The following is a 26,924-nucleotide window of genomic DNA, read 5'->3' on the forward strand; positions in this document are numbered from 1 at the left end:
GCCGCCGGGGTCAGGCGGGGCCCTCCGGCGCGGGCCCGTCCGAGGGGTCGTGGGCCAGTGGGTTCGGCAGCGGGAGGTAGCGGGCGTCGGCTCCGTCGGCGCCCGTCCAGCGCAGCAGCAGGTTGGTCTTGCCGGGCAGGGCGGGCGCGGTGAGGAGCTGCCGGATCTCGGGCAGGCCGTGCCCGGCGTCGTAGCGGAGCAGCTCCCTCCGCACGGCGGGCCACGGGTCGGTCCCGGGGTGCCGTTCCGCGAGCAGGGCCGCGAGTTCGGCGAGGTGGTTGACCAGCAGGCAGTACACCAGCCGCTCCCAGCCGGCGGCGCGGGTCACCTCGCCCACGAGCTTGACGCCCTCCGCGTCCCGGAACAGGGCCTGGACGGGCATCCCCGCGCCGTCCACGGCGACGAGCGTGTTCTGCAGATGCGCCTCCAGGACGACGCCGTGGCGCGCGAAGGCGTCGAGGACCGGTGGCACGACCTGCCGCAGGTACGCCGCCCACCAGGCGCCGGTGTCGGTGGCCGTGTCGAGGGGGCTGCCGTCGAAGCCCTCGACGAGGGCGGCGGCGAGCAGCGGGGTCGCGCCGGGCAGGACGTGGCCGCGCAGTCCGTCGCGGACCAGCACGGCGAGTTCCTCGAAGGCGAAGGCGGCCGTGCGGTAGCCGCGGTCGCTCAGCCAGCCGGCGCCGCCGCACCCGGCGGCGAACGCCGAGGTGACCGCCGCGTCCGTGCGGCGCAGTCTCTGCAGGTCGTGGCGCCACAGGCGGCGGACGTCGTTGGTGATGCGCACGTCGAGGCTGAACTTGAGGAAGAGATCGTCCTCGGGGGTGCTGAGGGTGCGCACGGCGGCCGTCGGCCACAGCGGGCGCGCGGTGCGGCCGAGCCGCAGGAGCCTGCCGTCCGCGAGCGCGTCCCGGATCTCCGGGCGGGCGGCGACCAGGTCGAGCTGCCAGGGGTGGGCGGGCAGCAGCCGGTAGCCGTCCGGGGCCGCGCCGAGGGCGTCCAGGGCTCCCGGGTCGCCTTCCTCGGCCACCGCGTCCTCACGCACGGCGAGCAGTTCCAGCGGGAACTCGGCGTACGCCTCGGGCGCGTAGGGCAGCCAGCCGGCGACCGGTCCGCCGCCGCGCGCCTTGGGGGCGGGGTGGTACGGATGGCCCGTGAGCAGGGACTGCTCGGAGCGCCGGTAGAGGTCGTCCGGCGGGGTGGCGTCGGCACGGGCGGCGAGCAGGGCGGCCACCGCGTCCCGGCTGTCGATCATCTCGGCGGGCAGTTCGGAGTTGGAAAGACCGGTGAGGCGGCGCAGCTCGTCGGCGGTGAGTTTCACCAGCTCGGCGTGGGTCAGGCGGTGCCAGGCACCGGCGGCGTGGACCTCGGGGCGGGCGGGCCGCCGGGTGCCGGCGACCCGCAGCAGGCGGCCGCCGGCCCGGAGCCGGTACACGCCGGGAGCGCCCGCGGGCTCCCCGGCCTCCCGCAGCAGACAATTGAGCAGCGGCGCCGCCGCGTACGCGTCGGCCGCCTCCGCCACGTCGTCCAGGGAGGGCCCGGAGTGCAGGGAGTCCACGCGATCCATTCGTTCCCCACGTTCCATACGGTGCACTGTTCTCTGGTGATCAGTATGACCGTGTGTGACCGGTGTGCGGGCGCGCCGCCGTCCGGTCCGTCGTCCGTCGCCGGTGCCGGTGCCGGCTCGGTCCCCGTCGTCGCCGCCGGCCGCGACGCAGTCCCCGTACCCAAGGAGTCCGACCGTGCACCGTCCTTCCCGGCCCGAGGCCGAGTTCGCCGCGGAACTCGACGCCGTACGCCCCGACCTGTCGGAGCCGTATGCGGCGGCGCTGCCCGGCGCGCGGGCGGCCGTCCTGTCCCGGCTGTGGCGCGCGCTGGCCCATGAGCCGCTGCCGTGGGTCGAGTGGCGGGAAGAAGGGCGAGACGGGCTCCGCGTGCGGCTGGCCGACGGGCGGCGGCTGGAGGGGCCGTCCGCCGACCCGTACGCGACCACCGCGTACGCGGCCGAAGTCCGCCTCGACGGGCGGCCCTACGACCGCCCCGAGCGGCTGATGACGGATCTGGGCGTGCGCCACGGGCCCGCCTTCGCGGCCGAACTGGCCGGCAGCGCGGCCTCGTTGGCGCTGTCGCGTGCCGGCCGGCGCGTCCAGGAGCGGCCCGCCGAGACCGGCTGGGAGTGGGAGCAGCGGGTGGTCGACGGGCATCCCTATCACCCCAACTGCCGCTCGCGGCCCGGCTTCTCGGTGGCCGAGCAGCTCGCGTACGGCCCGGAGCACGGGCAGCCGGTGGAGCTGCGGTTCGCCGCCGTGGACGACTGCCTCGTCACCGGCGCGTGGCCGGACTTCCTGCGCGACGGCGGGCGCGTGCTGATCCCGGTCCACCCCTGGCAGGCGGACCACGTGCTGGACACGCCGAGCCACAAGGGGCCCACAGCCCATCCGCTGATGTCGCTGCGCACCCTCGCCCTGCCGGACGGGCCGCACGTCAAGACCGCCTTGAGCGCGCGGCTCACCTCCTCGGTGCGGGACATCTCCGTCTACTCGATCACGACGTCCGAGGCGGTCTCCGCGTTCATGGCGTCGGTCGCGGCGCGCACGGACGGCCTGCTGGACGTCACCCGGACCCTCGGGGCGGCCACCGCCGGCTCCCCCGACCTCGCGGCGGTGGTGCGCGAAGCCCCCGAGACGTACGCGCGAGGCGGTGAACGGGTGGTCCCGGTGGCGGCCCTCGCGACGACGGAACTGCCCCGGTCGGCGCGCTGGTTCGCCCGGTTCACCCGGCTGGCGCTGACCGCCTGCCTGCGCCTGCTGGACCTGGGGGTGGCGCTGGAGGCGCACGGCCAGAACCTCCTGGTCGTCCTCTCCCCCGCCGGCGACCCGGTGCGGCTCGTCTACCGCGACCTCGCCGACATCCGCGTCAGTCCGGCCCGCCTCGCGCGGCACGGCATCCCGGCGCCGCAGCTGTCCGGACGGATCGTCACCGACGACGAGACCGCCCTGCGCCGCAAGCTGTTCGGCTCGCTGGTCGGCGGCTCCCTCGGCGCGACGGCGGGTTCGGCGGCCGTGCTGCGCGAGGCCCTGGCGGACGCCGTACGGGACCTGCCGCGCACCCCGGATCTCGTCGCGCTGCTCGAAGAACCGCTGCCCACCAAGGCGTTGACGCTGATGCGGCTGTCTCCGGAAACGCCCGGCGACCTGTGGGCGCGGCTGCCCAACCCGGTGTCCGGGGAGGGCGCCGAGGGCCGCTCGTTTTGAAGCGCGGCACCTTTGCTCAATAGGATCCGCCGATGATCACAAGACAACGGCTGGCGGCGGGGATCTGCGCCCTGCTCGCCGCTCTGACGGCCGGGGCCGCGTTCCCGGCCGGAGCGGCCGCCGACGAACCGGTGGAGCAGGCCGCTCCCAAGGTCGAACTCGTGCTGGACGTCAGCGGTTCGATGCGCGCCCGGGACATCGACGGCGGGTCGCGGATGGCCGCGGCCAAGCAGGCGTTCAACGAGGTGCTCGACGCGACGCCCGAGGAGGTCCGGCTCGGCATACGCACGCTCGGGGCCAACTACCGCGGCGACGACCGCAAGACGGGCTGCAAGGACACCGAACAGCTCTACCCGGTCGGGCCGTTGGACCGGACCGAGGCCAAAACCGCGGTCGCGACGCTCACCCCGACCGGCTGGACGCCGATCGGCCCGGCGCTGCGCAAGGCCGCCGCCGACCTGGACGGCGGTGAGGGCACCCGGCGGATCGTGCTCATCAGCGACGGCGAGGACACCTGCCAGCCGCTGGACCCGTGCGAGGTGGCACGCGAGATCGCGGCCAAGGGCATCGGCCTCACCATCGACACGCTCGGGCTCGTGCCCGACGCCAAGACCCGCGACCAGCTCAGCTGCATCGCGGACGCCACCGGCGGCACGTACACCTCCGTCCGCCACAAGGAGGAACTCTCCGACCGGGTGGGCCAGTTGGTGGAGCGGGCCGCCGATCCGGTGGTGACACCGGTGGCCGTGGACGGGGCCGACGCCTGCGCGAAGGCGCCGACGCTGAAGTCCGGGCTGTACACCGACCGCGCGGAGTTCGGACAGCACCGCTGGTACCGCGTCGACGTGGAGCCGGGCCGGGAACTGCGTGCCTCCGTGAGCGTGGCCGCCGACCGCGCGGTGAACCCCGACCACGGGGTGCTGCTGCGCGCGGTCACCGTGCGCGGGCGGGAGATCGTCCGCGGTGAGGCGGCGGGCAACGGCCGCACCGACGTCGTCTCGACCGGACTGCGTTACCCGAAGGCGGAGAGCGACGACGGCGACGAGGACGACGCGCCGGCCGAGGCCGTGTGCCTCCAGGTGTCCCACTCCTTCTCGGCGGCCTCCGGCGTGAAGACCACGCCGGGTCTGCCGGTGGAGCTGACGGTCGACGTCGTCGACGGGCCCGACCAGGCGTCCGACGTCGCCGCCTTCGGTCTCGGGCGCGGCTGGTGGCTGCTGGGCGCCCTGGTGCTCACCGGCTTCCTCGCGGGTGTGCTGTGGGGCTGGATCTCCCGCTGGCGGGTCGCGGTCTGGAGGACCAACTGATGCGTATCGCACGTGTGCTGACCGCGGCACTGTTCATGCTCGGCGCGGCGGTGTCCCCCGCGGTCGCCGACGCCTCGCCCTCGCCGAGCCCGTCGGAGGACGGCGGCGCTCCCACGGAGGCGGGTACGTCGTTCCGCACCGCGACCGAGATCGACCAGGGAGAGCAGGCCACCGCGGGCGGGTCGACCGGTGACTACCTGTACTGGTCCTTCCCGGCCGACGCGGGGCAGCGGCCCACCGTGAAGGCGACGGTGAAGCTGCCCGATGCGTCCACCCGGAACGCCACGGAGACCTGGCAGGTCGACGTGTACGACGGACTGCGGCGTCGGCAGGCGTGCCAGTACGGGGCGCAGACGCGGACGGCGGCGAGGGACGCGGCGACGGTGGAACTGTCGTGCACCCTGCGCACGGTCCGCGCGTGGTCCGAGACGTGGGCCAACGACCCGCTGCCGGGCACGTACTACGTCCGGCTGACGGTCGTGGACCTGAAGGTGTCGGACCTCGGGCTTCCGGTCGACACCGAGGTCCGGGTCGACTCCAAGGACGTCGGCGGCTCCGCCGCGGTCGACGGGTCTTTGGGCCGGCCGCTGGTGCCGGGGATCGCCGTGGCGTCCGCGCGGGACGACGAGTCCGAGGACTCCGGGTCGCCGGGGGCCGTGCTGTCCTCGATCGAGCCCGACGACGGCTGGGCCTCCGGCTGGTGGACCGACCGGTGGGCGTGGACCGCGGTGGGCGGGGTGCTGGCGGCGCTCGCGGGGGTCGGCGGCTACACGCTGACGCGCGGCTCCGGGCGGCCGTCCCGGGTGCCGCCGGGCGCCTGACCCGCGGGGAATCCGGTAGGAGGAGGCCCGTCGTGCCCTGGGCGCGGCGGGCCTCCGCACGTCCGCGGCCTCCCCCGGTGCGCGGCCCGTGCGGGATGCACGCCCGCCGTCACTCGCCGCGCAGCGCCTTGGCCAGGGCACCCTCGCCCGCGACCTCCACGCGCCGCTCGGCCACGGCCTGACGGAGCGTCAACGCGCCCTGCGCCACGGCCGTGCAGGTCTCCGCGTCCAGGGTCAGCGAGGTGTCGGGTTCGGCCGGCGCCGGGCCCTCCCCGTACGCCGGGCCCTCCTCGGCGCCCACCCGCACGAAGAACTCGCCCTCCTCCAGCCGGACATGGACCAGCCCGTCCCCCTCGCCCTCCAGGCAGCGGAGCAGCGGCAGCGCGAACCAGTGGGCGCGGACCGCGTCCGTGGGCCTGCGCTCCTCCAGGGCGGGCGCGCCCCACTCGCCGAGCGCTTGCAGCACGGGGAGCAACTGCCGGCCACGCGAGGTGAGTTCGTACACGTACGCCGCGCCGGGGGGCGGCAGCCTGCGCCGGGTCGTCAGTCCGTCGCGCTCCATGTCCTTGAGCCGCGACGCCAGGACGTCCGTGCTGACGCCCGGCAGGTCCGCGTGCAGGTCGGTGTAGCGGCGCGGGCCGGCGAGCAGTTCGCGGACGACCAGGAGGGTCCAGCGGTCACCGACGGCGTCGAGGGCCCGGGCCGCGGAACAGTACTGGTCGTAGCTTCGGCGTGGTGACATGCGACGCAGTCTAGACATGTTGTTGGACTTTCCAAGCACCTACTTGGTAAAACCAAGCAACACCACAACACGGAGGTGCGCACCGCATGGAGTTCCGGCAGTCGAGCAAGCTCAGCGAGGTCTGTTACGAGATCCGGGGCCCGGTGATCGAGCACGCCAACGCGCTGGAGGCGGCGGGCCACAGCGTCCTGCGCCTCAACACCGGCAACCCCGCGCTCTTCGGGTTCGAGGCGCCGGAGGAGATCCTCCAGGACATGATCCGGATGCTCCCGCAGGCGCACGGCTACACGGACTCGCGGGGCGTCCTCTCCGCCCGCCGCGCGGTCGCCCAGCGCTACCAGGAGCGCGGCCTGGAGGTCGGCGTCGACGACGTCTTCCTCGGCAACGGCGTCTCCGAGCTGGTCTCCATGGCGGTCCAGGCCCTGATCGAGGACGGCGACGAAGTCCTCATCCCCGCCCCGGACTTCCCGCTCTGGACGGCCGTGACGACCCTCGCGGGCGGCAAGGCGGTGCACTACCTCTGCGACGAGCAGTCCGAGTGGTACCCGGATCTGGCCGACATGGAGTCGAAGATCACCGACCGGACCCGGGCCGTCGTGATCATCAACCCGAACAACCCGACCGGCGCCGTCTATCCGAAGGAGATCGTCGAGGGCATCCTCGACCTGGCGCGCCGCAACGGCCTGATGGTGTTCGCGGACGAGATCTACGACCAGATCCTCTACGACGACGCCGTGCACCACAGCGCGGCGGCGCTCGCCCCGGACCTCGTCGTCCTCACCTTCTGCGGGCTGTCCAAGACCTACCGCGTCGCCGGGTTCCGCTCGGGCTGGCTGGTCGTCACCGGGCCCAAGCAGCACGCGCGCAGCTATCTGGAGGGGCTGACCATGCTCGCCTCCATGCGGCTGTGCGCCAACGCGCCCGCCCAGTACGCCATCCAGGCCGCGCTCGGCGGCCGCCAGTCCATCCACGAGCTGACGGCCCCCGGCGGCAGGCTGCGCGAACAGCGCGACCGCGCCTGGGAGAAGCTGAACGAGATCCCCGGCGTCTCGTGCGTCAAGCCGAAGGGCGCGCTGTACGCGTTCCCGCGCATCGACCCCGAGGTGCACCGCATCCACGACGACGAGAAGTTCGTCCTCGACCTGCTGCTGCGCGAGAAGATCCAGGTCGTCCAGGGCACCGGCTTCAACTGGCCCCGCCCGGACCACTTCCGCATCCTCACGCTGCCGTACGCCGACGACCTGGACGCGGCGATCAGCCGCATCGGACGGTTCCTGAGCGGCTATCGCCAGTAGCCCGGCGCACCGCGGGCCGGCGGGCGCGACGGCCTCCGCCGGGCCCCGGACGCCACCGTCTGGCCGATCCGGTGCTGCGCGCCGCCGGGGCCGGTGACACCGTACGGGGAGAGCGACAGGAGGGCGCGGCGATGGGTGATGTGCTTCTGGTGCGGCACGGCGAGACCGAGTGGGCGCTCACCGGCCGGCACACCAGCTGGACGGACGTCACGCTGACGGGCCGGGGCCGCGAGCAGGCGCGCGCGGTCGCCCCCCTCGTGCGCTCGCACCACATCGCCGCCGCGTTCGTCAGTCCCATGCGGCGGGCCCGCGAGACGGCGGAACTCGTGGGGCTCGACGGCGTGCGGCTCGACGCCGACCTGTGCGAGTGGGACTACGGCGGCTACGAGGGCCTGACGACCGTCGAGATCCAGCGGACGCGGCCGGACTGGTTCCTGTTCCGGGACGGCGTGGCCGAGGGGCCCGCCGAGCATCCCGGCGAGAGCCCCGAGCAGGTCGGGGAGCGTGCCGACCGGATGCTCGCCAAGGTGGACGCGGCGCTGGCGAACACCGAGGGCAGTGTGGTGCTGGTCGCCCACGGGCACTTCCTGCGGGTCCTGACCGCGCGGCGCCTCGGGCTGCCGCCGTCGGGCGGCGCGCTGTTCCTGCTGGGTACCGGGACCGTCGGCCGGCTCAGCACGGAACACGGGCGTCCGGTCGTCGCGAGCTGGAATGTCAGACCCCCCTCGTAGTCTTCGACAGTGCGGTGCCCGCCGGCACCGGTGCCTTCGAGGGCGCCGGTCCCCGGCTCCGGGTCCGCGCCCGCCGAGGGGAGGAGACGTGCCGTGACCCGACCGCCGACCGCTGCCCAGCGGCGCGTCCTCGACGCCGCGGACCCCGTCACGGGGCGGCTGCGGGGTACGGAGACCCAGCTCGCCGCCCTGGTGAAGCGCGGGCTGGCCTTCCGGCACCCGAGACCGCCGCACGACCACTTCCTGACGCCCGCCGGCCACCGCCTGCGCGAGGAGGCGTCCACGCCCGAGGAGCCGGCTCAGGCCCCCGCCGTGCGCGACTCCGGGGTCTTCGCCGCCCGGATCGGGGGCGAGGAGGACGCCGAGCCGGGTCCTGCCCGCGCCCGGGAGGTGCACAGCGCCTGGCAGGGGCTCCTGGAGCTGCGGCGGATGACCGGGGCCGGCGGCGCCACGGACCGGCCCTGCGGCTGGGAGCGCGCGCATCTGGTGCAGGCCGCCGCGCTCGCCCTGGAGGCCGCGGGCCACCCCCCGGACGGTCCGGCGGGGCCCGGTTACCGGGTGCGGGCGACTCCGCAGCCGGAGGCCGTCGCCGTGCGCGATCCGGACCCCGAGCGGCTGCGGGCCTGCGCGGCGACACTGGAGGGGGCGGGCTGGCAGGTCAGCGCGCACACCGAACCCCGTACGGAGGCGCGCTACGTCCTGGCCTCGCCGCGGCGGGCCTGAGGCGCGCACGGGCTGCCCCAGGCCCGCCCGCGCCGGGTACGGCCCGCGGGACCCGGGCGGCGCGTGGGGCGGGGGAGTTGAGATCGTGGGTCCCGGGAACAGGCGTCCGCCTGCCCCGGACGCGTCCGGACCGTCGTGAAGGGGAAGTCGTGGCAGAGCCGTTTTCCGTGGGTGTGACCGTCCGCGGGTACGAGACCGACGTGCAGGGACACCTGAACCAGAGCGTGTACCTGCAGTACGCCGAGCACGCGCGCTGGTGCCTGCTCCAGGCGGCCGGGATCCGGCAGGCCGACCTGATGGCCGAGGGCGTGGGCCCGGTCGCCCTGGAGACGACCATCCGCTATCTGCGGGAGCTGCGCGCGGGCGACGAGACCGAGGTGACCTGCGCCTTCGTCTGGGGCGAGGGCAAGACGTTCCGGATCGAGCAGACGATCCGGAAGCTGGACGGCACGGTGGCCGCCGAGCTGACCGGTGTCGGCGGGCTGATGGACCTCACGAAACGCAAGCTGGTGGCCGACCCGCGCGCGTACTTCCGCACGATGGCCGACGACCCCGGCCCGTTCGGCCTCTGACACCCGCCGGGCGGACGCGCCCGCACCGGCGCGCGCCCGGACCACCGGATCCGGCCCAGGCCGCCGACTCGCCCTAGACGTCCAGCAGTTCGGGCCGGTGCACGGCGTCGTAGGCCGCGCGGGACTCGGCGATCGTGACGCGGTGCCGCTCGGCCCAGTCCGTCAGGGACAGCAGCGTGGCGTGCAACTCGCGGGCCACGGGAGTGAGTTCGTACTCGACCTTCGGGGGCACCGTCGCGTGGACGGTACGCGTCACGAGTCCGTCGCGCTCCAGGTTGCGCAGGGTGAGGGTCAGCATGCGGCGGCTGATGCCCTCGACGCTGCGCTCCAGTTCGGTGAAGCGGATCGGGCCGTGCGCGGCGGCGACGATGATCAGCACGCTCCATTTGCCCGCGACCCTGTCAAGAACCTCGCGGACCGGGCACGCCTGCGCGAGCACGGCCTGCGGGGTAACACCGGTGTTCCCCTGGGACATCGAGGTGCCTCCTTATGCGGGTCTCCATGGTCACTCACGATGTACCCCGTTACAAGTCGTGCACCTTTGGAGAACGCGGAGGCCCTCACCATGCCGACCAGGACCGGATCACCGAACCGGCGACCGCACTCCCCCCGGGCGTCCCTCGCCGTGCTGTGCGCGGGGACCCTGATGACGGTCCTGGACGGCAACGTCGTGACGGTCGCCATGCCGGCGATCCAGAACGACCTCGGCTTCTCGGGTCCGGGCCTCGCCTGGGTCGTGAACGCGTACCTGATCCCCTTCGGCGGGCTGCTGCTGCTCGCGGGCCGGCTCGGCGACCTGCTGGGCCGCAGGCGGATGTTCACCGCCGGGCTCGCCGTGTTCACCGTGGCGTCCGTGCTGTGCGGGGTGGCCACGGACCGGGGCGTGCTCGTGGCGGCCCGCGCCCTCCAGGGCGTCGGGGGCGCGATGACCTCGGCGGTCGTGCTCGGCATGCTGGTCGCGCTCTTTCCCGGGCCGCGCGAACGGGCCGGGGCCATCGCGGTGTTCAGCGCCGTCGGTGCGGCCGGCGGGGCGCTGGGCACCTTCCTCGGCGGGGCGCTGACCCAGGCACTCGGCTGGCACTGGATCTTCCTGATCAACCTGCCGATCGGGGTGGCGGCCTGGGTGGCCGCGCTGCGGATCCTCGCCCCGGACCGCGGTGCCGGTCTCGGCGGGGGCGCCGACTACCCCGGTTCCGCGCTGGTCACCGGCGCGCTGATGCTGACGGTGTACACGATCGTCGGGGCCGGCGGTCGCACGTCCGGCGCCACCGCTGCCCTCGCGGCGGTCTCGCTCGCCCTCTTCGCCGCCTTCGCCCTGCGCCAGGCACGGGCCGCCCGCCCGCTGCTGCGGCTCGCGCTGTTCCGCTCGCGCCTCCTGACGGGCGCCAACGCCGTCCAGGTCCTGATGATCGGCGCGATGTACGGCTTCCAGTACGTCGGCGCACTGTACCTGCAACGGGTGCTGGGCTACGGCGAGTTGCTCACCGGGACGGCGTTCCTTCCGGCGCCGGTCGCGATCGGGGTGCTGATGCTGGGGCTGTCCGCCCGGACGATCGCCCGCTTCGGCCCCTACCGGGTCCTGCTCGCCGGACTCGCCCTCGTCACCGCCGGCCTCGCGCTGCTGACCCGCGCCCCGGTCGACGGGCACTACGTCACCGACGTCCTGCCCCCGCTCCTCCTGCTCGCCGCCGGTTTCGCGGCGGCGATGCCCGCGGTGACGGGACTCGCCATGTCGGGCGCCCGGGAGGAGGACGCCGGGCTGGCCTCCGGCCTCTTCAACACCACGCAGGTGGTGGGCGGTTCGCTGGGCCTCGCGGTGCTCACGACGCTCGCGGCGGCCCGCACCGGGCGGCTGCTCGGCGAGGGCGAGCGGGCCGTCGCGGCGACCGCCGGCGGCTACCGGCTGGCGTTCGCCGTGGGCACGGGGCTCGCGGCGGCCGCGCTGGTGCTGGCGGCGGGGGTCCTGCGGCCGGTGCGCGTTCCCTCCGCCCCCGAGCCGGAGGGAACGGCCGCGCCGGGCGGTCAGCCGCCGGCGAACGCCGCCCTGTGATCGCGGGCCCAGCGCTCGTAGGTGCGCGGCTCCCGGCCCAGCACCCGCCGTACGCCGTCCGTCACCACGGCGTTGCGCCCCTGCCGTACGTACGCGGTGCCCGCCAGGACACCCTCGACGTAGGTCTCGGACATGCCCGCCGCGAGGAACCGCTCGCGGGCCGCCTCGGCGGGGACGTCCTCGGTGCGAACCGGGCGGTCGAGGACACCGGCGAGGATCGCCGCCTGGCCGGCCGTGGTGAGGAGTTCGGGCCCGGTCAGTGTGTGGACGCGGCCCGAGTGCCGCGGGTCGAGGAGCGCCGCCACCGCGACCTCGGCGACGTCGCGCGGGTCGACGACGCCCTGGGTGCCGGGGCCGGTCAGGTCGGGCACCGGATCGCCGGAGCGGATCGGCTCCGCCCAGCTCAGGGTGTTGGAGGCGAAGGCGGAGGGGCGCAGCACCGCCCACTCCAACCCGCTGTCCCTGACGGCCTGTTCACCGCCGAGATGCCAGGTGCCGACGGGGCCGAGGACCGGGTCGCCGGTGCCGATGGCGGAGAGCTTGACGACCGCGCGTACGCCCGCCGTCCGCGCCAGGGCGACGAGGGCCGCGTCCTGCTCGGCGTCCCCGGGGCCGAGGACGCCCACCGCGAACAGTGCGGTCGCGCCGGCCAGCGCGGCCGCCACCGAGTCGGGCTCGCGGTAGTCCCCGCGCACCGCCTCCACCCCGGGCGGCGGCGTGGCGCGGGACGGGTCCCGGGTGAGGGCGCGGACCTTCTCGCCGCGCTCCGCGAGCAGTCGTACGACGTGGCTGCCGATGGTGCCCGTGGCACCGGTCACTAGGATCATGGCCTCACCGTGCCGGGCGGATGTCGGCCGGAGCTAGGAAATTCCGGCACGGTTCACGGGCCCTGCGGGTGCTGTGCCGCGTCTACCGTGAAGGGGTGAGCACCCCGTACGAGACGAAGCCCGCCGCGGACTCCCTCATCGAGGAACCGCTGGTGCTGCCCGCGGCCCTGAGCCCGTGGTTCGCCCGCGCCGGTCTCACCGCCGTCGACGGCATTCCGGCGGGGCCGTTCGCCCAGGTCCCGGACACGGCGGCGAAGGTGGTCGTGCGGATCGAGGAGAACGGCCGCCGTGACGTCCTGGTGGTGGGACCGCGCACCCGTGCCTCGTACCACGCGGGCAAGCGCCTGGCCTCCTGCGTCCAGTTGCGTCTCGGGCCGGGTGCGGCCCGCCCGCTGCTGGGCGTCCCGGCCGTCGACCTGGTGGGTGTGGTCCGGCGCCTCGGAGACTTCCCGGCCGACACCGCCCGCCTGCTGGCCGGCGAACTGCTGTCGTCGGAGCCGGAGGAGGTGGTCCCCCGGCTGGCCCGGGTGCTGCCGGGGCGGCTCGCCCCCGCCGATCCGGCCCGCGTCCGGCTGCTGCGCGCGGCGGTCCGGGCCATGTCGACCGGGACGGGCCGGGTGCCGCCGGGCGTCGGTGAGCTGGCGGGCCGGCTCTCGGTCAGCGAGCGCCAGCTCCGCAACCTGTTCGCGGAGGGTGTCGGGCTCTCCCCCAAGCACTACGCCCGCATCGCCCGGGTGCGCCACGTCCTCACCCGGGCCCGCCACGCTCCGGACACGTCCTGGGCCCAACTGGCCGCCGCCACCGGCTACTACGACCAGTCCCATCTCACCGCCGACTTCCGCACCCTGATGGGTGTCCCGCCGACGTCGTTCTTCACCGGGCGCCTCCCCGCCGCGCAGCCCTGCCAGGCCCTGACCTCGCGGTCGGCCCGTCCCGCACCCGGCGGCTGAGCGGCGCGCTCCCGACTCGCCGTCCTTGACGGGTATACGTCACCCGCAAAGTCTGGTAGGAAACCTTCCTAACAGTTCGTGAACGACGTACTCCCCTCACTGGAGGTACCGTGCACACCCCCCACATACGTACTTCGCGCCGCACGCTGCTCGCGCTGATCGGAGCCTCCCTCGTGGCGGCCCCGGTCATCGCGACCCAGACGGCGACGGCCGCCCCGGTCGGTCTCGACGACCCGGCGAAGAAGGAGATCGCCATGAAGCTGGTCTCCAGCGCGGAGAACTCCTCGCTGGACTGGAAGGCGCAGTACAAGTACATCGAGGACATCGGCGACGGTCGCGGCTACACCGCCGGGATCATCGGTTTCTGCTCCGGCACCGGCGACATGCTCGACCTGGTCGAGCTGTACGCGCGCCGCAAGCCCGGCAACGTGCTCGCCAAGTACCTGCCGGCGCTGCGTGACGTGGACGGCACCGACTCGCACGACGGTCTGGACCCGAACTTCCCGGCCGACTGGCGCAGGGCCGCCCAGGACACGGTGTTCCAGCAGGCGCAGAACGACGAGCGCGACCGGGTGTACTTCAACCCGGCCGTCCGGCAGGGCAAGTCCGACGGCATCGGCGTCCTCGGCCAGTTCGCGTACTACGACGCCATCGTGATGCACGGCGACGGCGGCGACAGCACCAGCTTCGGCAGCATCCGCCGCCGGGCACTGGCCAAGGCCAAGCCGCCGGCCCAGGGAGGCGACGAGGTGACGTACCTGAACGCCTTCCTCGACGCGCGCGTCTGGGCGATGAAGCAGGAGGAGGCCCACTCGGACACCAGCCGCGTCGACACGGCCCAGCGGGTCTTCCTGCAGAAGCGGAACCTGAACCTGAACCCGCCGCTGGACTGGAAGGTCTACGGGGACAGCTTCCACATCGGCTGACCGGCCGCCCGGAGCAGCGGCCCGGGGCGGACGGCGGAGGGCGCGGCACCCGCGTGGGTGCCGCGCCCTCCGTGTGCCGCGGTGGCGGCGGCCTTGTCCGGAGGCCGGACCGCCGTGGTGCGCCCGGTCGTCAGTGGGCCGGCAGCGCCTTGCCACGCGGGCCGAGTTCCTCGCCCGCCTCCATGGGATGGGTGACGTCCTCCGCGTCCTGGTTCTTGCCGAGGTGGTTGAAGACGATGTTGAGGAGCACGGCGGCCACGCAGCCGGTCGAGATCCCCGAGTCCAGGACGATCTTCGCGGTCTCCGGGAAGGCGTGGTAGAACTCCGGCGCGGTGATCGGGATGATGCCGACGGCGATCGAGACGGCCACGATCAGGACGTTGTTGTCCTTCTCCAGTCCCGCCCGCACCAGGGTCTGGATGCCGCTCGCGGCGACCGAGCCGAACAGGACGACACCCGCGCCGCCGAGCACCGGCCGGGGGACGACCGCGATGAGCGAGGCGGCCATCGGACACAGCCCCATCAGCACCAGGAACCCGCCGCCGGTCGCGACGACGTACCGGCTGCGCACCTTCGTCATGGCGACGAGCCCGATGTTCTGCGCGAAGGCACTGCACATGAAGCCGTTGAAGAGCGGGCTCAGTGCCGAGCCGAGGGTGTCGGCGCGCAGACCGGCCGCGATGGTCTTCTCGTCGGCGGGCCGTTCCACGATCTCGCCCAACGCGAGCATGTCCGCGGTCGATTCGGTCATCGAGACCACCATCACCACGCACAGCGAGAGGATCGCGGCTACCTGGAACTGCGGGGCGCCGAAGTGGAACGGGGTCGGGAAGCCCACCACGTCCGCGTCGGCGACCGGCCCGAAGTCCGTGACGCCGAACGGGATCGCGACGAGCGTGCCGAGCACCAGGCCGAGCAGGACGGCGATCTGCTTGACGAAGCCCCGGGTGAAGCGGCGCAGCAGCAGCACCATGACGAGCGTGACGGCGGCGAGACCCAGATTGGTCTTCGAACCGTAGTCGTGGGCCGCGGGGTTCGGTCCCTGGGCCCAGCCGAAGGCGACGGGCAGCAGCGAGATGCCGATCAGGGTGATCACGGTGCCGGTGACCACCGGCGGGAAGAAGCGAACCGCCTTGCAGAAGAAGGGGGCGGCTATGAAGCCGAGGACACCGGCGACGATGACGGCGCCGAAGATGATCGGCAGCGCGTCGCTCTTGTCGTCGGCGGAGGCGACGACGGCGGTCATCGGCGCGACGCCGGCGAAGGTCACGCCGTTGACGAACGGCAGCCTGGCTCCGATCTTCCAGAAGCCGAGGGTCTGCAGGAAGGTGGCGAGGCCCGCGGTGAACAGGCAGGCGCCGGTGAGGAAGGTCAGTTCGGTTCCGGACAGACCGACGGCGGCGCCGACGATCAGCGGCGGGGCGACCACTCCCGCGTACATGGCTGCGACGTGCTGGAGGCCGCTGGCGGCCATCTTCAGGGGCGGGAGTTTCTCGTCCACCGGGTGCTTGGACACACCAGTGGGGACTGCATCGGTGCGGGGCGCGGGCTGGGCGGCCACGGCGGCTCCTCCGGTCGGTTACGCGTCCGCCACGGCGGCGACGCGGGTTTCAGGGAGGTGATGCGCGGTCGTGCGGGACCGGGACGATACGTCACGGAGAGAGGGTCTCCGGGGCGATGGCCGCCGCGGGGCGCACCGGTCCCCCGGCGTCCTCGCGACGGAGACCGTCCCGGGGAACCCGCACCTGTGTGCGCGTTCCCCGGACACGGCCACCACGGACCCCGCTCGGGTCCATGGCTACCGGCCGAGGGCCGTCCCCCTCAGCCGGAGATCTCCGGTTGGTCAGGCCTGCGCGGCGATCCGCGCGAGGCGCTGTGCCTCGTCCCGCGTGGAGCGGGCGACGGCGTCCTCGTCGACGTTCAGGAGCCGGCTGTCCCCGACGACCGGCCTGCCGTCGACGAGCGAGAGGGTGACCGGGGCCGCCGCGCCGAAGACCAGCGCGGTCACCGGGTCGGCGATCGAGGCGTGGGCCAGGGTGTCCAGCTTCCACAGCACCAGGTCGGCGAGCTTGCCGGCCTCCAGGGAGCCGATCTGCGTGGCCCGGCCGAGGACCTGGGCGCCGCCGTACGTGCCGAGGCGCAGCGCCTGACGGGCGTTCAGGGCGGCCTCGCGGTGGGCGCCGAGGCGGTTGATCAGCAGGGCGTTGCGCAGTTCGGTGTGCAGTTCGCCCGACTCGTTGGACGCGGTGCCGTCGACGCCGAGGCCGACCGGGACGCCGGCCGCCAGCATGTCGGGGACGCGGGCGATGCCCGCGGCGAGCCGGGCGTTGGAGGACGGGCAGTGGGCCACGCCGGTCTTCGTGCGGGCGAAGGCGGCGATGTCGGAGTCGTTCATGTGGACGCAGTGCGCCATCCACACGTCCTCGCCGAGCCAGCCGGTGGACTCGAAGTACTCGGTCGGGCCCATGCCGAACAGTTCCTTGCAGAACTGCTCCTCCTCCACGGTCTCCGAGCCGTGCGTGTGCAGCCGTACGCCCTTGCGGCGGGCCAACTCGGCTCCCTGCCGCATGAGTTCGGTGGAGACGGAGAAGGGCGAGCAGGGCGCGACGGCGATCTGGGTCATGGCGTCGAAGGACGCGTCGTGGTGCTCGTCGATGGTCGCCTCGGTGGCGGCCAGCGCCCCGTCGAGGGTCTCGACGGCGAAGTCGGGCGGCAGCCCGCCGTCCTTCTCGCTGCGGTCCATCGAACCGCGGGCGAGGGTGAAGCGGACACCGGTCTCGCGGGCCGCCCGGATGATGGCGCCGGACAGGTCGCCGGAGCCCTTCGGGAAGACGTAGTGGTGGTCCATGGCGGTGGTGACGCCACCGCGGGCCATCATGGCGAGGGAGCCCTGCGCGGCGGAGTACGCCATCCGCTCGTCGACGCGCGCCCAGGTCGGGTAGAGCGCGACGAGCCAGTTGAAGAGGTTGTGGTCCGTGGCCAGGCCGCGGGTGATCCACTGGTAGAAGTGGTGGTGCGTGTTCACCAGGCCGGGGGTCGCCAGGTGCCCGGTTCCGTCGATGCGGCGGACCACGTTCTCCAGGTTCTCGGGGGCCTTTCCGGCTCCCACCGACTCGATCCGGTTGCCGGCGACGACGATGTGGCCCGAGGCGTACTCGGTGTCGCCTGCGTCCACGGTCGCGATGGCGCAGTTCTCGATGACGATGCGCTCGACTGCCACGGCGGTTCCTCGTTCTTCCCATTGGCGGACGGACCCGGGGGTCGAGCGGGGTGACGACCGGGTCCGTGGTGCTGTTGTTGCGCAGATGCCCCCGCTCTCCCCCTGGGATGTCGACGCCGGCGCACGCGTCGGGGGTAGGGCAGCAGTACTGCTGCGGCCCGGTTCGGCCGCTGCGGCAGTACTACAGGTTGGTGAGGTCCACCGGGATGAGCGGCTCGCAGCCGTCGCGCAGGACGGTGGCCTCGATGAGGCCGTACGGGCGGTCGGCCGCGTAGTAGACCTCGTTGTCGTTCTTGAGGCCGAAGGGCTCCAGGTCGACGAGGAAGTGGTGCTTGTTCGGGAGCGAGAAGCGGACCTCGTCGATCTCGCTGCGGTGGTTGATGATGCGCGAACCCATCTGGTAGAGGGTCTGCTGCAGGGACAGCGAGTACGTCTCCGCGAAGGCCTGGAGCATGTGCTTCCTGACCTGCTCGTACGACTTCTCCCAGTGCGGCATCCGCTGCTCGTCGTCGGTCCAGTTGAACCGCCAGCGCGCGGACACCTGCGTCGCCAGGATGCGGTCGTACGCCTCCTTGAGCGTCGTGTACTTGTCCTTGACGTAGCCCCAGAACTCGGAGTTCGTCGAGTTCATCACGACCAGGTCCTTGAGGCCGGAGACGACCTCCCACTTCTCACCGTCGAAGGTGACCTGGGTGACCCGGGTCTCCTGGCCCTTGCGCACGAAGGAGTGGTTGACCTCGTCGGCGCCGATGAACCGCGAGTTGGCGTCGGAGGTGGCGATGCGCTCCCAGGCGTACTCCTCGATGCGGATGCGCGCCCGGTGGATCGGCTCCTGCGAGGTCACGAAGTGCCGTGCGAGGTGGATGCCGAACTGCTCGGCGGACTCGATGCCGTGCTCCTTGGCGAAGGCGAACACCGTGTTCTTGGTGGTGTCCGTCGGCAGGACGTTCGCGTTCGAACCCGAGTAGTGCACGTCGTCCATGTCGCCGCTCAGCGCGACGGAGACGTTCAGGTCCTTGATGTGGTGCGTGTCGCCGTCGCGCGTGATCTTCACGACGCGGTTCTCGGCCTTGCCGTACTGGTTCTGTCCCAGCATGGTCATGCGGGCAGGGCGGGATCGGTCGGTCATGTCTGCTAGCTCCCTCGGTAAACGGAGTAGCCGAACGGGTTGAGCAGCAGCGGTACGTGGTAGTGCTCGCCCGGTGCGACGGCGAACGTGATCGCCACCTCGGGGAAGAACGCGCCGCTGTCCCGGTTCGCGGGGGCGTCCTGCTGCGCATCGGCTTGCTTCTTCTCGAAGTACGGCTCGACGGCGAAGTCGAGCCGTACGTGGGTCGTCCCCTCCGGCAGCGCCGGCAGGTCCTTGCACCGTCCGTCCGCGTCCGTCGCGGAGCCGCCGAGCGGCCGCCAGTCCGCGTCGCGCCCGCCGCGGGCGGCGAGACGGACCGGGACGCCCTCGGCGGGGCGGCCGACGCTGGTGTCCAGGATGTGGGTGGACACGGAGGCCGTGCTGTCGGTGCTCATGCCTGCTCTTCCTGTACGAGGGCGGTCAGCCGGATGCGGTTGATCTTTCCCAGCTCGGTGCGGACGATCTCCCGCTCCTGCTCGGGCGCGTTGCCGATGCGCTCCTTGACCGCGTCGCGCATCTGCTCGCCGGTCCGGCCGGTGGCGCAGATGAGGAAGACGTGGCCGAACTTCTCCTGGTACTCCAGGTTCAGGTCGAGCATCTCCGCCTTGAGCTCCTCGGAGGCGCCGGCCATGCCGCGCTGCTCCCGGGAGGAGGTCGGGTCCCCGGGCTTGGGGCGCCCGATGGGCGGGTGCCCGGCCATTGCCTCGGCCAGGTCCGCGGGGGTCAGCTCGGCCATGGCGGCGTCGCTCGCGGCGAGGAGGTCGTCGGCGGTGGCGTAGGGGCGGTGGGCGAGCAGGCGGCGCGCCCATGCCGTGGAGGCGCACGCCTCGTGGAGTGCGGCGAGGGCCGCGTGCTCCTCCAGGGCGTTGAACCGGGCGAGACCGCCAGGTGTCGTACTCGACGTCACGGGAAGCCTCCGTGGCCTTGTGCTGGACGGGCTGCGGATAGCTAACGCCCTCGGAAACACCACGTCAACACTTTGTTGAAAAATCCGGGTAACAAAAAACCGCCGCCCGGACGATACGGGCGGCGGCTCGCCGCGGGCTGTTCCGACACGGCCACGCGCGCCGCGTCCGCCCTGGTCAGGGCCTCGGTCCGGTGTCCCGGCTCAGGACTCCTTCTCGCGGTTCAGGTAGTTGTAGACGGTGAAGCGGCTGACGCCGAGGGCGCTCGCGACGGTCTCCACGCCGTGCCGCACCGAGAAGGCGCCGCGCGCTTCCAGTATCCGCACGACCTCCTGCTTGGCCTTGCGGTCCAGGTCGGCCAGGGGCCTGCCCTGCTTGCGCTCCAGGGCGGCCAGGATGTGGTCCAGCGAGTCGGCGAGCTGGGGCAGGCGTACGGCGACGACGTCCGCGCCCTCCCAGGACAGCACGACGTCGTCGGCGCCGGCCTCCCCGGGCGCGAGCATCTCGCCGCCCATGGCGTCGACCAGCGGCTTGACCGCCGTGACGAAGGGGTCGTCCCCGATACCGGTCACTTATCGCCCTCCCCGGCGGCGCCGACCACGTTGACCTGCAGCGAGACGCGGGTGGCGCCCGCCTCCAGGGACCTGCGAAGCAGGGCGTCGACGGCGGTGAGCACGTCGTCGGCGGCCCCCTCCGCGGTGTTGCCGAACGGGCCGACGTCGACGGCGTCCAGCTCGGCCGCCTCGATGACCTCACGGGCGACCAGCGCGTGCCGGGGGGCCTCGTCGAGGTCGAAGGGCTCGGTCGTGAACTCCACTCTCAATCGCACGCGCTCAACCTACTGCGCGGTGCCGATTTTCCGGCAGCCCCCTCTTGACAAGCTCCGACACCCGACGGCAATCTTCCATTAAGCAGAAACGAACTTCCGCAATACGGAACATCGATACGGAAGGGAGCGCCGACCCCATGGGATTCGCAGAGCAGCGCTTCAACGTCAACCTGTCGATCCTCTTCACGGAACTCCCGCTCCTGGAGCGCCCCGCGGCAGCCGCCGCGGCGGGCTTCACCGCGGTCGAGCTGTGGTGGCCCTGGGTCGACTCCCCCACCCCCGAGCGGTCGGAGCTCGACGCCTTGAAGAAGGCGATCGAGGACGCGGGCGTCCAGCTGACGGGCCTGAACTTCTACGCCGGGCAGCTGCCCGGTCCCGACCGGGGCGCCCTGTCGCTCCCCGGCACGGAGTCGGAGCGGTTCCGCGCCAACATCGACGTGGCCGCCTCCTTCGCCGAGTCGCTCGGCTGCAAGGCGCTGAACGCGCTGTACGGCAACCGCGTCGAGGGCGTCGACCCGGCCGAGCAGGACGCGCTCGCCCTGGAGAACCTGGTCCTGGCCGCGCGCGCAGCCGACCGGATCGGCGCGGTCCTGCTGATCGAGACCCTCAACGCGCCCGAGTCGCCGCGCTATCCGCTGGTGTCCGCACCCGCGGGCGTCGCCGTGGTCGACCGGGTGAACGAGGCGACCGGTCTCGGCAACGCCAGGTTCCTCATGGACCTCTACCACCTGTCCATGAACGGCGAGGACCTGCCGTCGGTGATCGAGCGGTACGCCGACCGGACCGGTCACGTGCAGATCGCCGACAACCCCGGCCGCGGGGCGCCGGGCACGGGCTCCCTCCCGCTGGAGGACCTGCTCGACCGGCTCGCGAAGGCCGGGTACGCCGGCTGGGTCGGCCTGGAGTACAAGCCGGGCGACCGCCCGAGCGCCGAGGCGTTCGACTGGCTGCCGCGCGAGTCGCGCGCGGCCCGCTGACGGCCCACGCACCGCGGCAACCCCCAGACGCAGCACAGCAGTAGAGAGGCACCCTCATGAGCAGCAACCTTCCCAAGATCGCCTGGATCGGTCTCGGCATCATGGGCTCCCCCATGTCGGAGAACCTGATCAAGGCCGGCTACGACGTCACCGGCTTCACGCTGGAGCAGGACAAGCTGGACCGGCTGTCCGCGGCCGGCGGCACGGCGGCGGGCTCGATCGCCGAGGCGGTGCGCGACGCCGACGTGGTGATCACGATGGTCCCGGCCTCCCCGCAGGTCGAGGCGATCGCGTACGGCCCCGACGGCATCCTGGAGAACGCCAAGTCCGGCGCCCTGCTGGTCGACATGTCCTCCATCACCCCGCAGACCTCGGTGGACCTGGCCGCGGCCGCGAAGGACAAGGGGATCCGCGTCCTGGACGCCCCCGTGTCCGGCGGTGAGGCCGGTGCGATCGAGGCCGTCCTGTCGATCATGGTCGGCGGCGAGCAGGCCGACTTCGACGAGGCGAAGCCGGTCCTGGAGGCGCTCGGCAAGACCATCGTGCTGTGCGGCCCGCACGGTTCGGGTCAGACCGTGAAGGCCGCCAACCAGCTGATCGTCGCCGTGAACATCCAGGCGTGCGCCGAGGCCGTGGTCTTCCTGGAGAAGTCGGGCGTGGACCTGAAGGCCGCTCTCGACGTGCTGAACGGCGGGCTCGCAGGCTCCACCGTGCTGACGCGCAAGAAGGACAACTTCCTGAACCGCGACTTCAAGCCGGGCTTCCGCATCGACCTGCACCACAAGGACATGGGCATCGTCACGGACGCCGCCCGCAACGTCGGTGCCGCCCTGCCGGTCGGCGCCGTGGTCGCCCAGCTCGTCGCGTCCCTGCGCGCCCAGGGCGACGGCGACCTCGACCACTCCGCGCTGCTGCGCGCGGTCGAGCGCCTCTCCGGCGCACAGCTGTGATCCAGAGCCCCTAGATCTCCGGGCGGCGCCGCCGCTGACACCTGTCCTGTCGCGCCCAGGCGGCGGCGCCGCCCGGAACTCAGCACCGACCACCGGGATTCAACAAACTGTTGACGCCCGGATCGCCCCGAACCTAGGCTCCACGAAGCGGAAGCAGCTTTCCGCTGCCCCTCGTACGGAAGGTCCACGATGTCGAAGCGCGTGCTTACGACCGAGTCCGGCGCTCCGGTCGCCGACAACCAGAACTCCGCCACCGCCGGCGTCGGCGGCCCGCTCCTCCTCCAGGACCAGCACCTTCTGGAGAAGCTCGCGCGCTTCAACCGCGAGCGCATCCCGGAGCGCGTGGTGCACGCCCGCGGTTCCGGCGCGTACGGCTACTTCGAAGTGACCGACGACGTCACGGACTTCACGTACGCCGACTTCCTGAGCACCGTCGGCAAGCGCACCGAGCTCTTCCTGCGCTTCTCGACCGTGGCCGACAACCTGGGCGGCGCGGACGCGGTGCGCGACCCGCGCGGTTTCGCGGTGAAGTTCTACACCGAGGAGGGCAACTACGACCTCGTCGGCAACAACACCCCGGTCTTCTTCATCAAGGACCCCATCAAGTTCCCCGACTTCATCCACTCCCAGAAGCGCGACCCGTTCACGGGCCGTCAGGAGCCGGACAACGTATGGGACTTCTGGGCGCACGCCCCCGAGGCCACGCACCAGATCACCTGGCTGATGGGCGACCGCGGCATCCCGGCCTCCTACCGCCACATGAACGGCTACGGCTCGCACACCTACCAGTGGACGAACGCCGAGGGCGAGGCCTTCTTCGTCAAGTACCACTTCAAGACGAACCAGGGCATCCGCTGCCTGTCCACCGAGCAGGCCCAGGAGATCGCGGGCAAGGACGCCAACTCCCACCAGACGGACCTGCTCCAGGCCATCGAGCGCGGGGTCAACCCGTCCTGGACCCTCTACGTCCAGCTCATGCCGGCGGCGGAGGCGGCCGACTACCGCTTCAACCCCTTCGACCTCACCAAGGTGTGGCCGCACGCGGACTACCCGCTGCGCCGCGTGGGCCGGCTCGTGCTGGACCGCAACCCCGACAACGTCTTCGCCGAGGTCGAGCAGGCCGCCTTCTCCCCGAACAACTTCGTTCCGGGCATCGGCCCCTCCCCCGACAAGATGCTCCAGGGCCGCCTGTTCGCCTACGCGGACGCGCACCGCTACCGCCTGGGCGTCAACCACACCCAGCTGGCCGTCAACGCCCCGCGGGCGACGGTCGCGGAGAACTACGGCCGCGACGGCCTGATGGCCGCCAACCCGCAGGGCCGCGGCGCGAAGAACTACGAGCCGAACTCCTACGACGGTCCCGTCGAGACCGGCCGCCCGCTGTCGGCGCCGCTTCCCGTCGCCGGCCACACCGGCACGCACGAGGCCCCGCTGCACACGAAGGACGACCACTTCTTCCAGGCGGGCGAGCTGTACCGGCTGATGTCGGCGGACGAGAAGTCCCGGCTGATCGCCAACATCGCCGGCGGCCTCTCGCAGGTCTCCCGCGACGACGTCGTCGAGAAGAACCTCGCCCACTTCCACGCCGCCGACCCCGAGTACGGCAAGCGCGTGGAGGAGGCCGTCCGCGCCCTGCGCGAGGACTGAGCCTCACCCCAGGACGCCCGCGACAGCCCAGGACCCGGATGAGGGGTGGTCCACCGGCTGGTCCGGGCAGGACGGGGGCCGCGGCGGTGTGCGAGCCAGTGCGGTGGTCAAGGCCCAGGACTCCCTTCTCGACCTGAGGGAAGGGAGGTCCCGGTCCCATCGCATCCGCCGCGGTCCCCCAGCCACATCCCTCCGGGGACGACACAGACCCCGTCCGGCGGCGCGAACGTCCTGTCGCGCCCAGCCTCGCGCCGTCGGACGGCAACAACAGCACAGCTCACCGGCTCGCAGCGCCGGGTACGGACGGTCCCGTACCCGGCGCTGCGCGTCGTGCGCGCCTGCCGCGCCGACGTGCGGAACGCGGCGGCGCGCAGGAACCTGGGGGCATGGACCATCCCAGCATCGTCGTACACGCGCCCGGCCTGGACGGCTCGCGCAGGGTCACCGCGGATGACGAGGAGCTCGGCGTCGCGTCCCACCTCGACGACGTCGTCGAGATCCTGCGCGAGGCGGGCCTGGACGAGACCGAGGTCGAGGAGAGCGACATCGTCCAGTGGCAGGGCGGCGGCCCGGACGACTGGCCCGGCCTCTCGGAGCACCCGGCACGCTGACCGCGGGACGGGGCGCCGGCCGCGTCCGCGGGACCTGGCCACGGCATACACCAGCGTGCGTACTCCGCCTACGGAACCCTCAAATCAACCTCTGAACACCGGTGCGAGGGCTTCAACTCCCCGCGCCCGAGGCACATCCTCGCCCTATGAGGCCCGCCGGCACGGGGGCGGCGGGCCTCATGAACGGGGGAAGCATCACGGGGAAGCACCACCGCACGACGGAGGACGCATCACGGCGAGCACCACGGCACCACGGGGAAGCACACGGGGGCGGGACCCGCGCGAGGGCGCGGGTCCCGGGTACGGCGGAAGGGCGGCTCACCGGTGGGTGAGCCGCCCTTCGGCCGTCGTACGGGGATGACCGCCCGCGTCAGACCTTCAGCGTCCTGATCGCGGTGGGCGCGTGGCCCGGCTCGGTCGCGATCTCCTCGAACTCGACGACCTCGCTGATGTCGTTCGTCCTGCTCATCGCGATGTTGGTGACGCGCTCCAGGACGGCCTCGACGACCACCGGCACCCGGTACTCGGCGGCGAGCTTCTTGGCCTGCTCGAAGGCCGCGCCCAGTTCGGCGGGGTCGGTGACCCGGATCGCCTTGCAGCCGAGGCCCTCGACGACCTTGATGTGGTCGACGCCGTAGACGCCCAGTTCCGGGGAGTTGATGTTCTCGAACTCCAGGTTGACCTGGAAGTTGATGTCCAGGCCGATCTGCGCCTGCCGGATCAGGCCCAGGTAGGCGTTGTTGACCAGGACGTGGACGTACGGGATCCGGTGCTGCGCGCCGACGGCCAGTTCCTCGATCATGAACTGGAAGTCGTAGTCGCCGGAGAGCGCCACGACCTGCGCCTCGGGGTCGGCCTTCGCGACGCCGAGCGCGGCCGGGACCGTCCAGCCGAGCGGGCCCGCCTGACCGCAGTTGATCCAGTGCCGCGGCCGGTAGACGTGCAGCATCTGGGCGCCGGCGATCTGCGACAGGCCGATGGTGGTGACGTACCGGGTCTCGGGTCCGAAGGCCTTGTTCATCTCCTCGTAGACCCGCTGCGGCTTGATCGGGATGCCGTCGAAGTGCGTGCGGCGCTGGAGCGTGGCCTTTCGCTCCTGCGCGGACGCGGCCCACGCGGAACGGTCGGGCAGCCGGCCGGCCGCCTTCAACTCCCGTGCCACCTCGACGAAGAGCTCCAGCGCGGCCTTCGCGTCGGAGGCGATGCCGAAGTCCGGGGCGAAGATCCTGCCGATCTGCGTGGGCTCGACGTCGACGTGCACGAACTTCCGGCCGGCCGTGTAGACGTCCAGCTTGCCGGTGTGACGGTTGGCCCAGCGGTTGCCGATGCCGAGGACGAAGTCGGACTCCAGGAAGGTCGCGTTGCCGTAGCGGTGCGAGGTCTGGAGGCCGACCATGCCGGCGTTCAGCTCGTGGTCGTCGGGCAGGATGCCCCAGCCCATCAGCGTCGGGACGACCGGAGTGCCGGTCAACTCGGCGAACTCGACGAGCAGTTCGGAGGCGTCCGCGTTGATCACACCGCCGCCGGCGACGATCAGGGGGCGCTCGGACTCGTTGAGGAGGGTGAGCGCCTTCTCGATCTGGGCCCGGGTCGCGGCCGGCCTGTAGACGCCCAGCGGCTCGTACGTCTCCGGGTCGAACTCGATCTCGGTGAGCTGGACGTCGATGGGCAGGTCGATCAGGACCGGGCCCGGACGGCCGGAGCGCATCAGGTGGAAGGCCTGCTGGAAGACGCCGGGGACCTGGGCGGCCTCCAGGACCGTGACCGCCATCTTGGTCACCGGCTTGGCGATCGAGGCGATGTCGACGGCCTGGAAGTCCTCTTTGTGGATCACGGCGGTCGGGGCCTGGCCCGTGATGCAGAGGATCGGGATCGAGTCGCCGATGGCGGAGTAGAGGCCGGTGATCATGTCGGTGCCGGCCGGTCCCGACGTCCCGATGCAGACGCCGATGTTGCCCGGGTGGGTCCGGGTGTAGCCCTCCGCCATGTGCGAGGCGCCCTCGACGTGCCGGGCCAGGGTGTGGCTGATCCCGCCGGAGGCCTTGAGGGCCGCGTAGAAGGGGTTGATCGCCGCGCCGGGGACACCGAACGCGTCACTGACGCCCTCGCGCTTGAGGATCTCGACTGCCGCGCGGGCAGCGGTCATACGAGCCATGGAGTACTCCTGCTTCGGCTGGCGGATTCGCGCTCCCGTCGCGCCCCTCGGAGAGCCGTGTGATCCGTGTGGACCCCGCATCACGAATTCCGTATTGCGGAAACTAACTTCTACTATCTGGAAGCAATGTAAGTGGCGTGCGGACGGGCCGTCAAGGGATGTCCGGGTGCCGGGCCATGCGGTGCGCCGTGGCGCGATCCGGCCCCGGCGGTCCGGCCGTTTCGCTGCCGGGAGGGCGCCGGCTGGAGGACGATGGGGGCGCTGTCCCGACGCCACGTCTGTCCGACGCCCCGTCTGTCCTGGAGT

At 72.5% G+C, this 26,924-nt stretch carries 26 protein-coding genes; 14 read left to right on the plus strand and 12 right to left on the minus strand.

The annotated features are described in order from the left end of the window. Positions 1-10 precede the first annotated feature (10 nt). On the minus strand, positions 11-1,564 hold the full coding sequence (locus tag ACFYQQ_RS02685) for an IucA/IucC family protein (RefSeq protein ID WP_355785151.1): 1,554 nt from the start codon (positions 1,562-1,564) through the stop codon (positions 11-13). A gap of 175 nt (positions 1,565-1,739) precedes the next feature. Between ACFYQQ_RS02685 and ACFYQQ_RS02690 the strand changes: the two genes are divergently transcribed. Genes ACFYQQ_RS02690 through ACFYQQ_RS02700 form a run of 3 tightly spaced genes read left to right on the plus strand, consistent with a single transcriptional unit; the run spans position 1,740 to position 5,379 of the window. Next, the gene (locus tag ACFYQQ_RS02690) at positions 1,740-3,251 is read left to right on the plus strand and encodes an IucA/IucC family siderophore biosynthesis protein (RefSeq protein WP_355785154.1); all 1,512 of its coding nucleotides are present in this window, start codon (positions 1,740-1,742) and stop codon (positions 3,249-3,251) included. A 32-nt stretch (positions 3,252-3,283) separates the two neighbouring features. After that, positions 3,284-4,558 carry a VWA domain-containing protein gene (locus ACFYQQ_RS02695; protein ID WP_355785157.1) on the plus strand — a complete coding sequence of 425 codons (1,275 nt, stop codon included), beginning with the start codon at positions 3,284-3,286 and terminating at the stop codon, positions 4,556-4,558. Further along, on the plus strand, positions 4,558-5,379 hold the full coding sequence (locus ACFYQQ_RS02700) for a hypothetical protein (protein WP_356166811.1): 822 nt from the start codon (positions 4,558-4,560) through the stop codon (positions 5,377-5,379). The genes ACFYQQ_RS02695 and ACFYQQ_RS02700 overlap by 1 nt, the downstream gene beginning before the upstream one ends. Positions 5,380-5,488: 109 nt before the next feature. Here the strand turns inward: ACFYQQ_RS02700 and ACFYQQ_RS02705 are convergent, their stop codons facing one another. Continuing rightward, entirely contained in the window at positions 5,489-6,121 is a 633-nt protein-coding gene (locus tag ACFYQQ_RS02705; protein ID WP_355794474.1) for a helix-turn-helix domain-containing protein, read from the minus strand. Positions 6,122-6,207: 86 nt separating this feature from the next. On the opposite strand from ACFYQQ_RS02705, the gene ACFYQQ_RS02710 reads away from it, so the two are divergent. The 4 genes from ACFYQQ_RS02710 to ACFYQQ_RS02725 all read left to right on the plus strand — a co-directional run bounded on the left by ACFYQQ_RS02710 (position 6,208) and on the right by ACFYQQ_RS02725 (position 9,442). Then, positions 6,208-7,416: a pyridoxal phosphate-dependent aminotransferase gene (locus ACFYQQ_RS02710; RefSeq protein ID WP_356237821.1), complete on the plus strand. Its 1,209-nt coding sequence runs from the start codon at positions 6,208-6,210 to the stop codon at positions 7,414-7,416. Positions 7,417-7,547: 131 nt separating this feature from the next. Further along, positions 7,548-8,147, plus strand: coding sequence for a histidine phosphatase family protein (locus tag ACFYQQ_RS02715; protein WP_355795869.1), 600 nt, complete (start codon positions 7,548-7,550; stop codon positions 8,145-8,147). Positions 8,148-8,240: 93 nt separating this feature from the next. Next, positions 8,241-8,870, plus strand: coding sequence for a hypothetical protein (locus tag ACFYQQ_RS02720; RefSeq protein ID WP_356166818.1), 630 nt, complete (start codon positions 8,241-8,243; stop codon positions 8,868-8,870). A gap of 149 nt (positions 8,871-9,019) precedes the next feature. After that, entirely contained in the window at positions 9,020-9,442 is a 423-nt protein-coding gene (locus ACFYQQ_RS02725; protein ID WP_355785611.1) for an acyl-CoA thioesterase, read from the plus strand. Between the two features lie 73 nt (positions 9,443-9,515). Here ACFYQQ_RS02725 and ACFYQQ_RS02730 read toward each other — a convergent pair whose 3' ends face one another. Beyond that, positions 9,516-9,917, minus strand: coding sequence for a helix-turn-helix domain-containing protein (locus ACFYQQ_RS02730; RefSeq protein ID WP_355785608.1), 402 nt, complete (start codon positions 9,915-9,917; stop codon positions 9,516-9,518). Between the two features lie 90 nt (positions 9,918-10,007). On the opposite strand from ACFYQQ_RS02730, the gene ACFYQQ_RS02735 reads away from it, so the two are divergent. After that, on the plus strand, positions 10,008-11,492 hold the full coding sequence (locus ACFYQQ_RS02735; RefSeq protein ID WP_388903065.1) for an MFS transporter: 1,485 nt from the start codon (positions 10,008-10,010) through the stop codon (positions 11,490-11,492). On the opposite strand, the gene ACFYQQ_RS02740 is transcribed toward ACFYQQ_RS02735, so the two are convergent. After that, positions 11,465-12,319 (minus strand): NAD(P)H-binding protein, encoded by an 855-nt coding sequence (locus tag ACFYQQ_RS02740; RefSeq protein WP_356237819.1) that lies wholly within the window; start codon positions 12,317-12,319, stop codon positions 11,465-11,467. The genes ACFYQQ_RS02735 and ACFYQQ_RS02740 overlap by 28 nt on opposite strands. A gap of 95 nt (positions 12,320-12,414) precedes the next feature. Here ACFYQQ_RS02740 and ACFYQQ_RS02745 point away from each other — a divergent pair, with 95 nt between their 5' ends. Both ACFYQQ_RS02745 and ACFYQQ_RS02750 read left to right on the plus strand, forming a co-directional pair. Next, positions 12,415-13,269, plus strand: a complete 855-nt coding sequence (locus ACFYQQ_RS02745) for a helix-turn-helix domain-containing protein (protein ID WP_355794490.1) — start codon at positions 12,415-12,417, stop codon at positions 13,267-13,269. Between the two features lie 110 nt (positions 13,270-13,379). After that, positions 13,380-14,195 carry a chitosanase gene (locus ACFYQQ_RS02750; protein WP_356237818.1) on the plus strand — a complete coding sequence of 272 codons (816 nt, stop codon included), beginning with the start codon at positions 13,380-13,382 and terminating at the stop codon, positions 14,193-14,195. Positions 14,196-14,325: 130 nt separating this feature from the next. On the opposite strand, the gene ACFYQQ_RS02755 is transcribed toward ACFYQQ_RS02750, so the two are convergent. From ACFYQQ_RS02755 to ACFYQQ_RS02785, 7 genes are all read right to left on the minus strand, one after another. Beyond that, positions 14,326-15,711, minus strand: coding sequence for a nucleobase:cation symporter-2 family protein (locus tag ACFYQQ_RS02755; protein ID WP_355786860.1), 1,386 nt, complete (start codon positions 15,709-15,711; stop codon positions 14,326-14,328). Positions 15,712-16,038: 327 nt separating this feature from the next. Then, positions 16,039-17,415, minus strand: coding sequence for an 8-oxoguanine deaminase (locus ACFYQQ_RS02760; protein WP_355786857.1), 1,377 nt, complete (start codon positions 17,413-17,415; stop codon positions 16,039-16,041). Between the two features lie 181 nt (positions 17,416-17,596). Beyond that, positions 17,597-18,544, minus strand: a complete 948-nt coding sequence (pucL, locus tag ACFYQQ_RS02765; RefSeq protein WP_355786854.1) for a factor-independent urate hydroxylase — start codon at positions 18,542-18,544, stop codon at positions 17,597-17,599. A gap of 5 nt (positions 18,545-18,549) precedes the next feature. Continuing rightward, on the minus strand, positions 18,550-18,939 hold the full coding sequence (gene uraH, locus ACFYQQ_RS02770) for a hydroxyisourate hydrolase (RefSeq protein ID WP_355786851.1): 390 nt from the start codon (positions 18,937-18,939) through the stop codon (positions 18,550-18,552). Then, positions 18,936-19,451, minus strand: a complete 516-nt coding sequence (gene uraD, locus ACFYQQ_RS02775) for a 2-oxo-4-hydroxy-4-carboxy-5-ureidoimidazoline decarboxylase (protein WP_355786848.1) — start codon at positions 19,449-19,451, stop codon at positions 18,936-18,938. The genes uraH and uraD overlap by 4 nt, the downstream gene beginning before the upstream one ends. Before the next feature lie 201 nt (positions 19,452-19,652). Beyond that, positions 19,653-20,021 carry a helix-turn-helix domain-containing protein gene (locus ACFYQQ_RS02780; RefSeq protein ID WP_355786845.1) on the minus strand — a complete coding sequence of 123 codons (369 nt, stop codon included), beginning with the start codon at positions 20,019-20,021 and terminating at the stop codon, positions 19,653-19,655. Beyond that, a complete protein-coding gene (locus tag ACFYQQ_RS02785; RefSeq protein WP_355786842.1) occupies positions 20,018-20,278 on the minus strand; it encodes a hypothetical protein in 261 nt (86 codons plus the stop codon). The genes ACFYQQ_RS02780 and ACFYQQ_RS02785 overlap by 4 nt, the downstream gene beginning before the upstream one ends. A gap of 137 nt (positions 20,279-20,415) precedes the next feature. Here ACFYQQ_RS02785 and ACFYQQ_RS02790 point away from each other — a divergent pair, with 137 nt between their 5' ends. The 4 genes from ACFYQQ_RS02790 to ACFYQQ_RS02805 all read left to right on the plus strand — a co-directional run bounded on the left by ACFYQQ_RS02790 (position 20,416) and on the right by ACFYQQ_RS02805 (position 24,463). Continuing rightward, positions 20,416-21,255: a TIM barrel protein gene (locus ACFYQQ_RS02790; protein ID WP_356166843.1), complete on the plus strand. Its 840-nt coding sequence runs from the start codon at positions 20,416-20,418 to the stop codon at positions 21,253-21,255. Between the two features lie 56 nt (positions 21,256-21,311). After that, a complete protein-coding gene (locus ACFYQQ_RS02795; protein ID WP_355795096.1) occupies positions 21,312-22,205 on the plus strand; it encodes a 2-hydroxy-3-oxopropionate reductase in 894 nt (297 codons plus the stop codon). Between the two features lie 189 nt (positions 22,206-22,394). After that, entirely contained in the window at positions 22,395-23,852 is a 1,458-nt protein-coding gene (locus tag ACFYQQ_RS02800) for a catalase (RefSeq protein WP_356166846.1), read from the plus strand. 386 nt (positions 23,853-24,238) lie between these two features. Further along, on the plus strand, positions 24,239-24,463 hold the full coding sequence (locus ACFYQQ_RS02805) for a hypothetical protein (protein ID WP_356166849.1): 225 nt from the start codon (positions 24,239-24,241) through the stop codon (positions 24,461-24,463). Positions 24,464-24,833: 370 nt separating this feature from the next. On the opposite strand, the gene gcl is transcribed toward ACFYQQ_RS02805, so the two are convergent. Beyond that, positions 24,834-26,618, minus strand: coding sequence for a glyoxylate carboligase (gcl, locus tag ACFYQQ_RS02810; protein ID WP_356237812.1), 1,785 nt, complete (start codon positions 26,616-26,618; stop codon positions 24,834-24,836). Between the last annotated feature and the right edge of the window lie 306 nt (positions 26,619-26,924).

Origin of the sequence: Streptomyces sp. NPDC005496 (assembly GCF_042872045.1) — a bacterium.
In the GTDB taxonomy this organism is placed as follows: Bacteria; Actinomycetota; Actinomycetes; order Streptomycetales; family Streptomycetaceae; genus Streptomyces.

Excerpts from the sequence above, each read along its gene's own strand:
- ACFYQQ_RS02685 (WP_355785151.1), bottom strand. The coding sequence starts at position 1,564 with ATGGATCGCGTGGACTCCCTGCACTCCGGGCCCTCCCTGGACGACGTG.
- ACFYQQ_RS02695 (WP_355785157.1), top strand. The coding sequence starts at position 3,284 with ATGATCACAAGACAACGGCTGGCGGCGGGGATCTGCGCCCTGCTCGCC.
- ACFYQQ_RS02700 (WP_356166811.1), top strand. The coding sequence starts at position 4,558 with ATGCGTATCGCACGTGTGCTGACCGCGGCACTGTTCATGCTCGGCGCG.
- ACFYQQ_RS02705 (WP_355794474.1), bottom strand. The coding sequence starts at position 6,121 with ATGTCACCACGCCGAAGCTACGACCAGTACTGTTCCGCGGCCCGGGCC.
- ACFYQQ_RS02710 (WP_356237821.1), top strand. The coding sequence starts at position 6,208 with ATGGAGTTCCGGCAGTCGAGCAAGCTCAGCGAGGTCTGTTACGAGATC.
- ACFYQQ_RS02715 (WP_355795869.1), top strand. The coding sequence starts at position 7,548 with ATGGGTGATGTGCTTCTGGTGCGGCACGGCGAGACCGAGTGGGCGCTC.
- ACFYQQ_RS02730 (WP_355785608.1), bottom strand. The coding sequence starts at position 9,917 with ATGTCCCAGGGGAACACCGGTGTTACCCCGCAGGCCGTGCTCGCGCAG.
- ACFYQQ_RS02735 (WP_388903065.1), top strand. The coding sequence starts at position 10,008 with ATGCCGACCAGGACCGGATCACCGAACCGGCGACCGCACTCCCCCCGG.
- ACFYQQ_RS02740 (WP_356237819.1), bottom strand. The coding sequence starts at position 12,319 with ATGATCCTAGTGACCGGTGCCACGGGCACCATCGGCAGCCACGTCGTA.
- pucL (WP_355786854.1), bottom strand. The coding sequence starts at position 18,544 with ATGACCGACCGATCCCGCCCTGCCCGCATGACCATGCTGGGACAGAAC.
- uraH (WP_355786851.1), bottom strand. The coding sequence starts at position 18,939 with ATGAGCACCGACAGCACGGCCTCCGTGTCCACCCACATCCTGGACACC.
- ACFYQQ_RS02790 (WP_356166843.1), top strand. The coding sequence starts at position 20,416 with ATGGGATTCGCAGAGCAGCGCTTCAACGTCAACCTGTCGATCCTCTTC.
- ACFYQQ_RS02795 (WP_355795096.1), top strand. The coding sequence starts at position 21,312 with ATGAGCAGCAACCTTCCCAAGATCGCCTGGATCGGTCTCGGCATCATG.
- ACFYQQ_RS02800 (WP_356166846.1), top strand. The coding sequence starts at position 22,395 with ATGTCGAAGCGCGTGCTTACGACCGAGTCCGGCGCTCCGGTCGCCGAC.
- ACFYQQ_RS02805 (WP_356166849.1), top strand. The coding sequence starts at position 24,239 with ATGGACCATCCCAGCATCGTCGTACACGCGCCCGGCCTGGACGGCTCG.
- gcl (WP_356237812.1), bottom strand. The coding sequence starts at position 26,618 with ATGGCTCGTATGACCGCTGCCCGCGCGGCAGTCGAGATCCTCAAGCGC.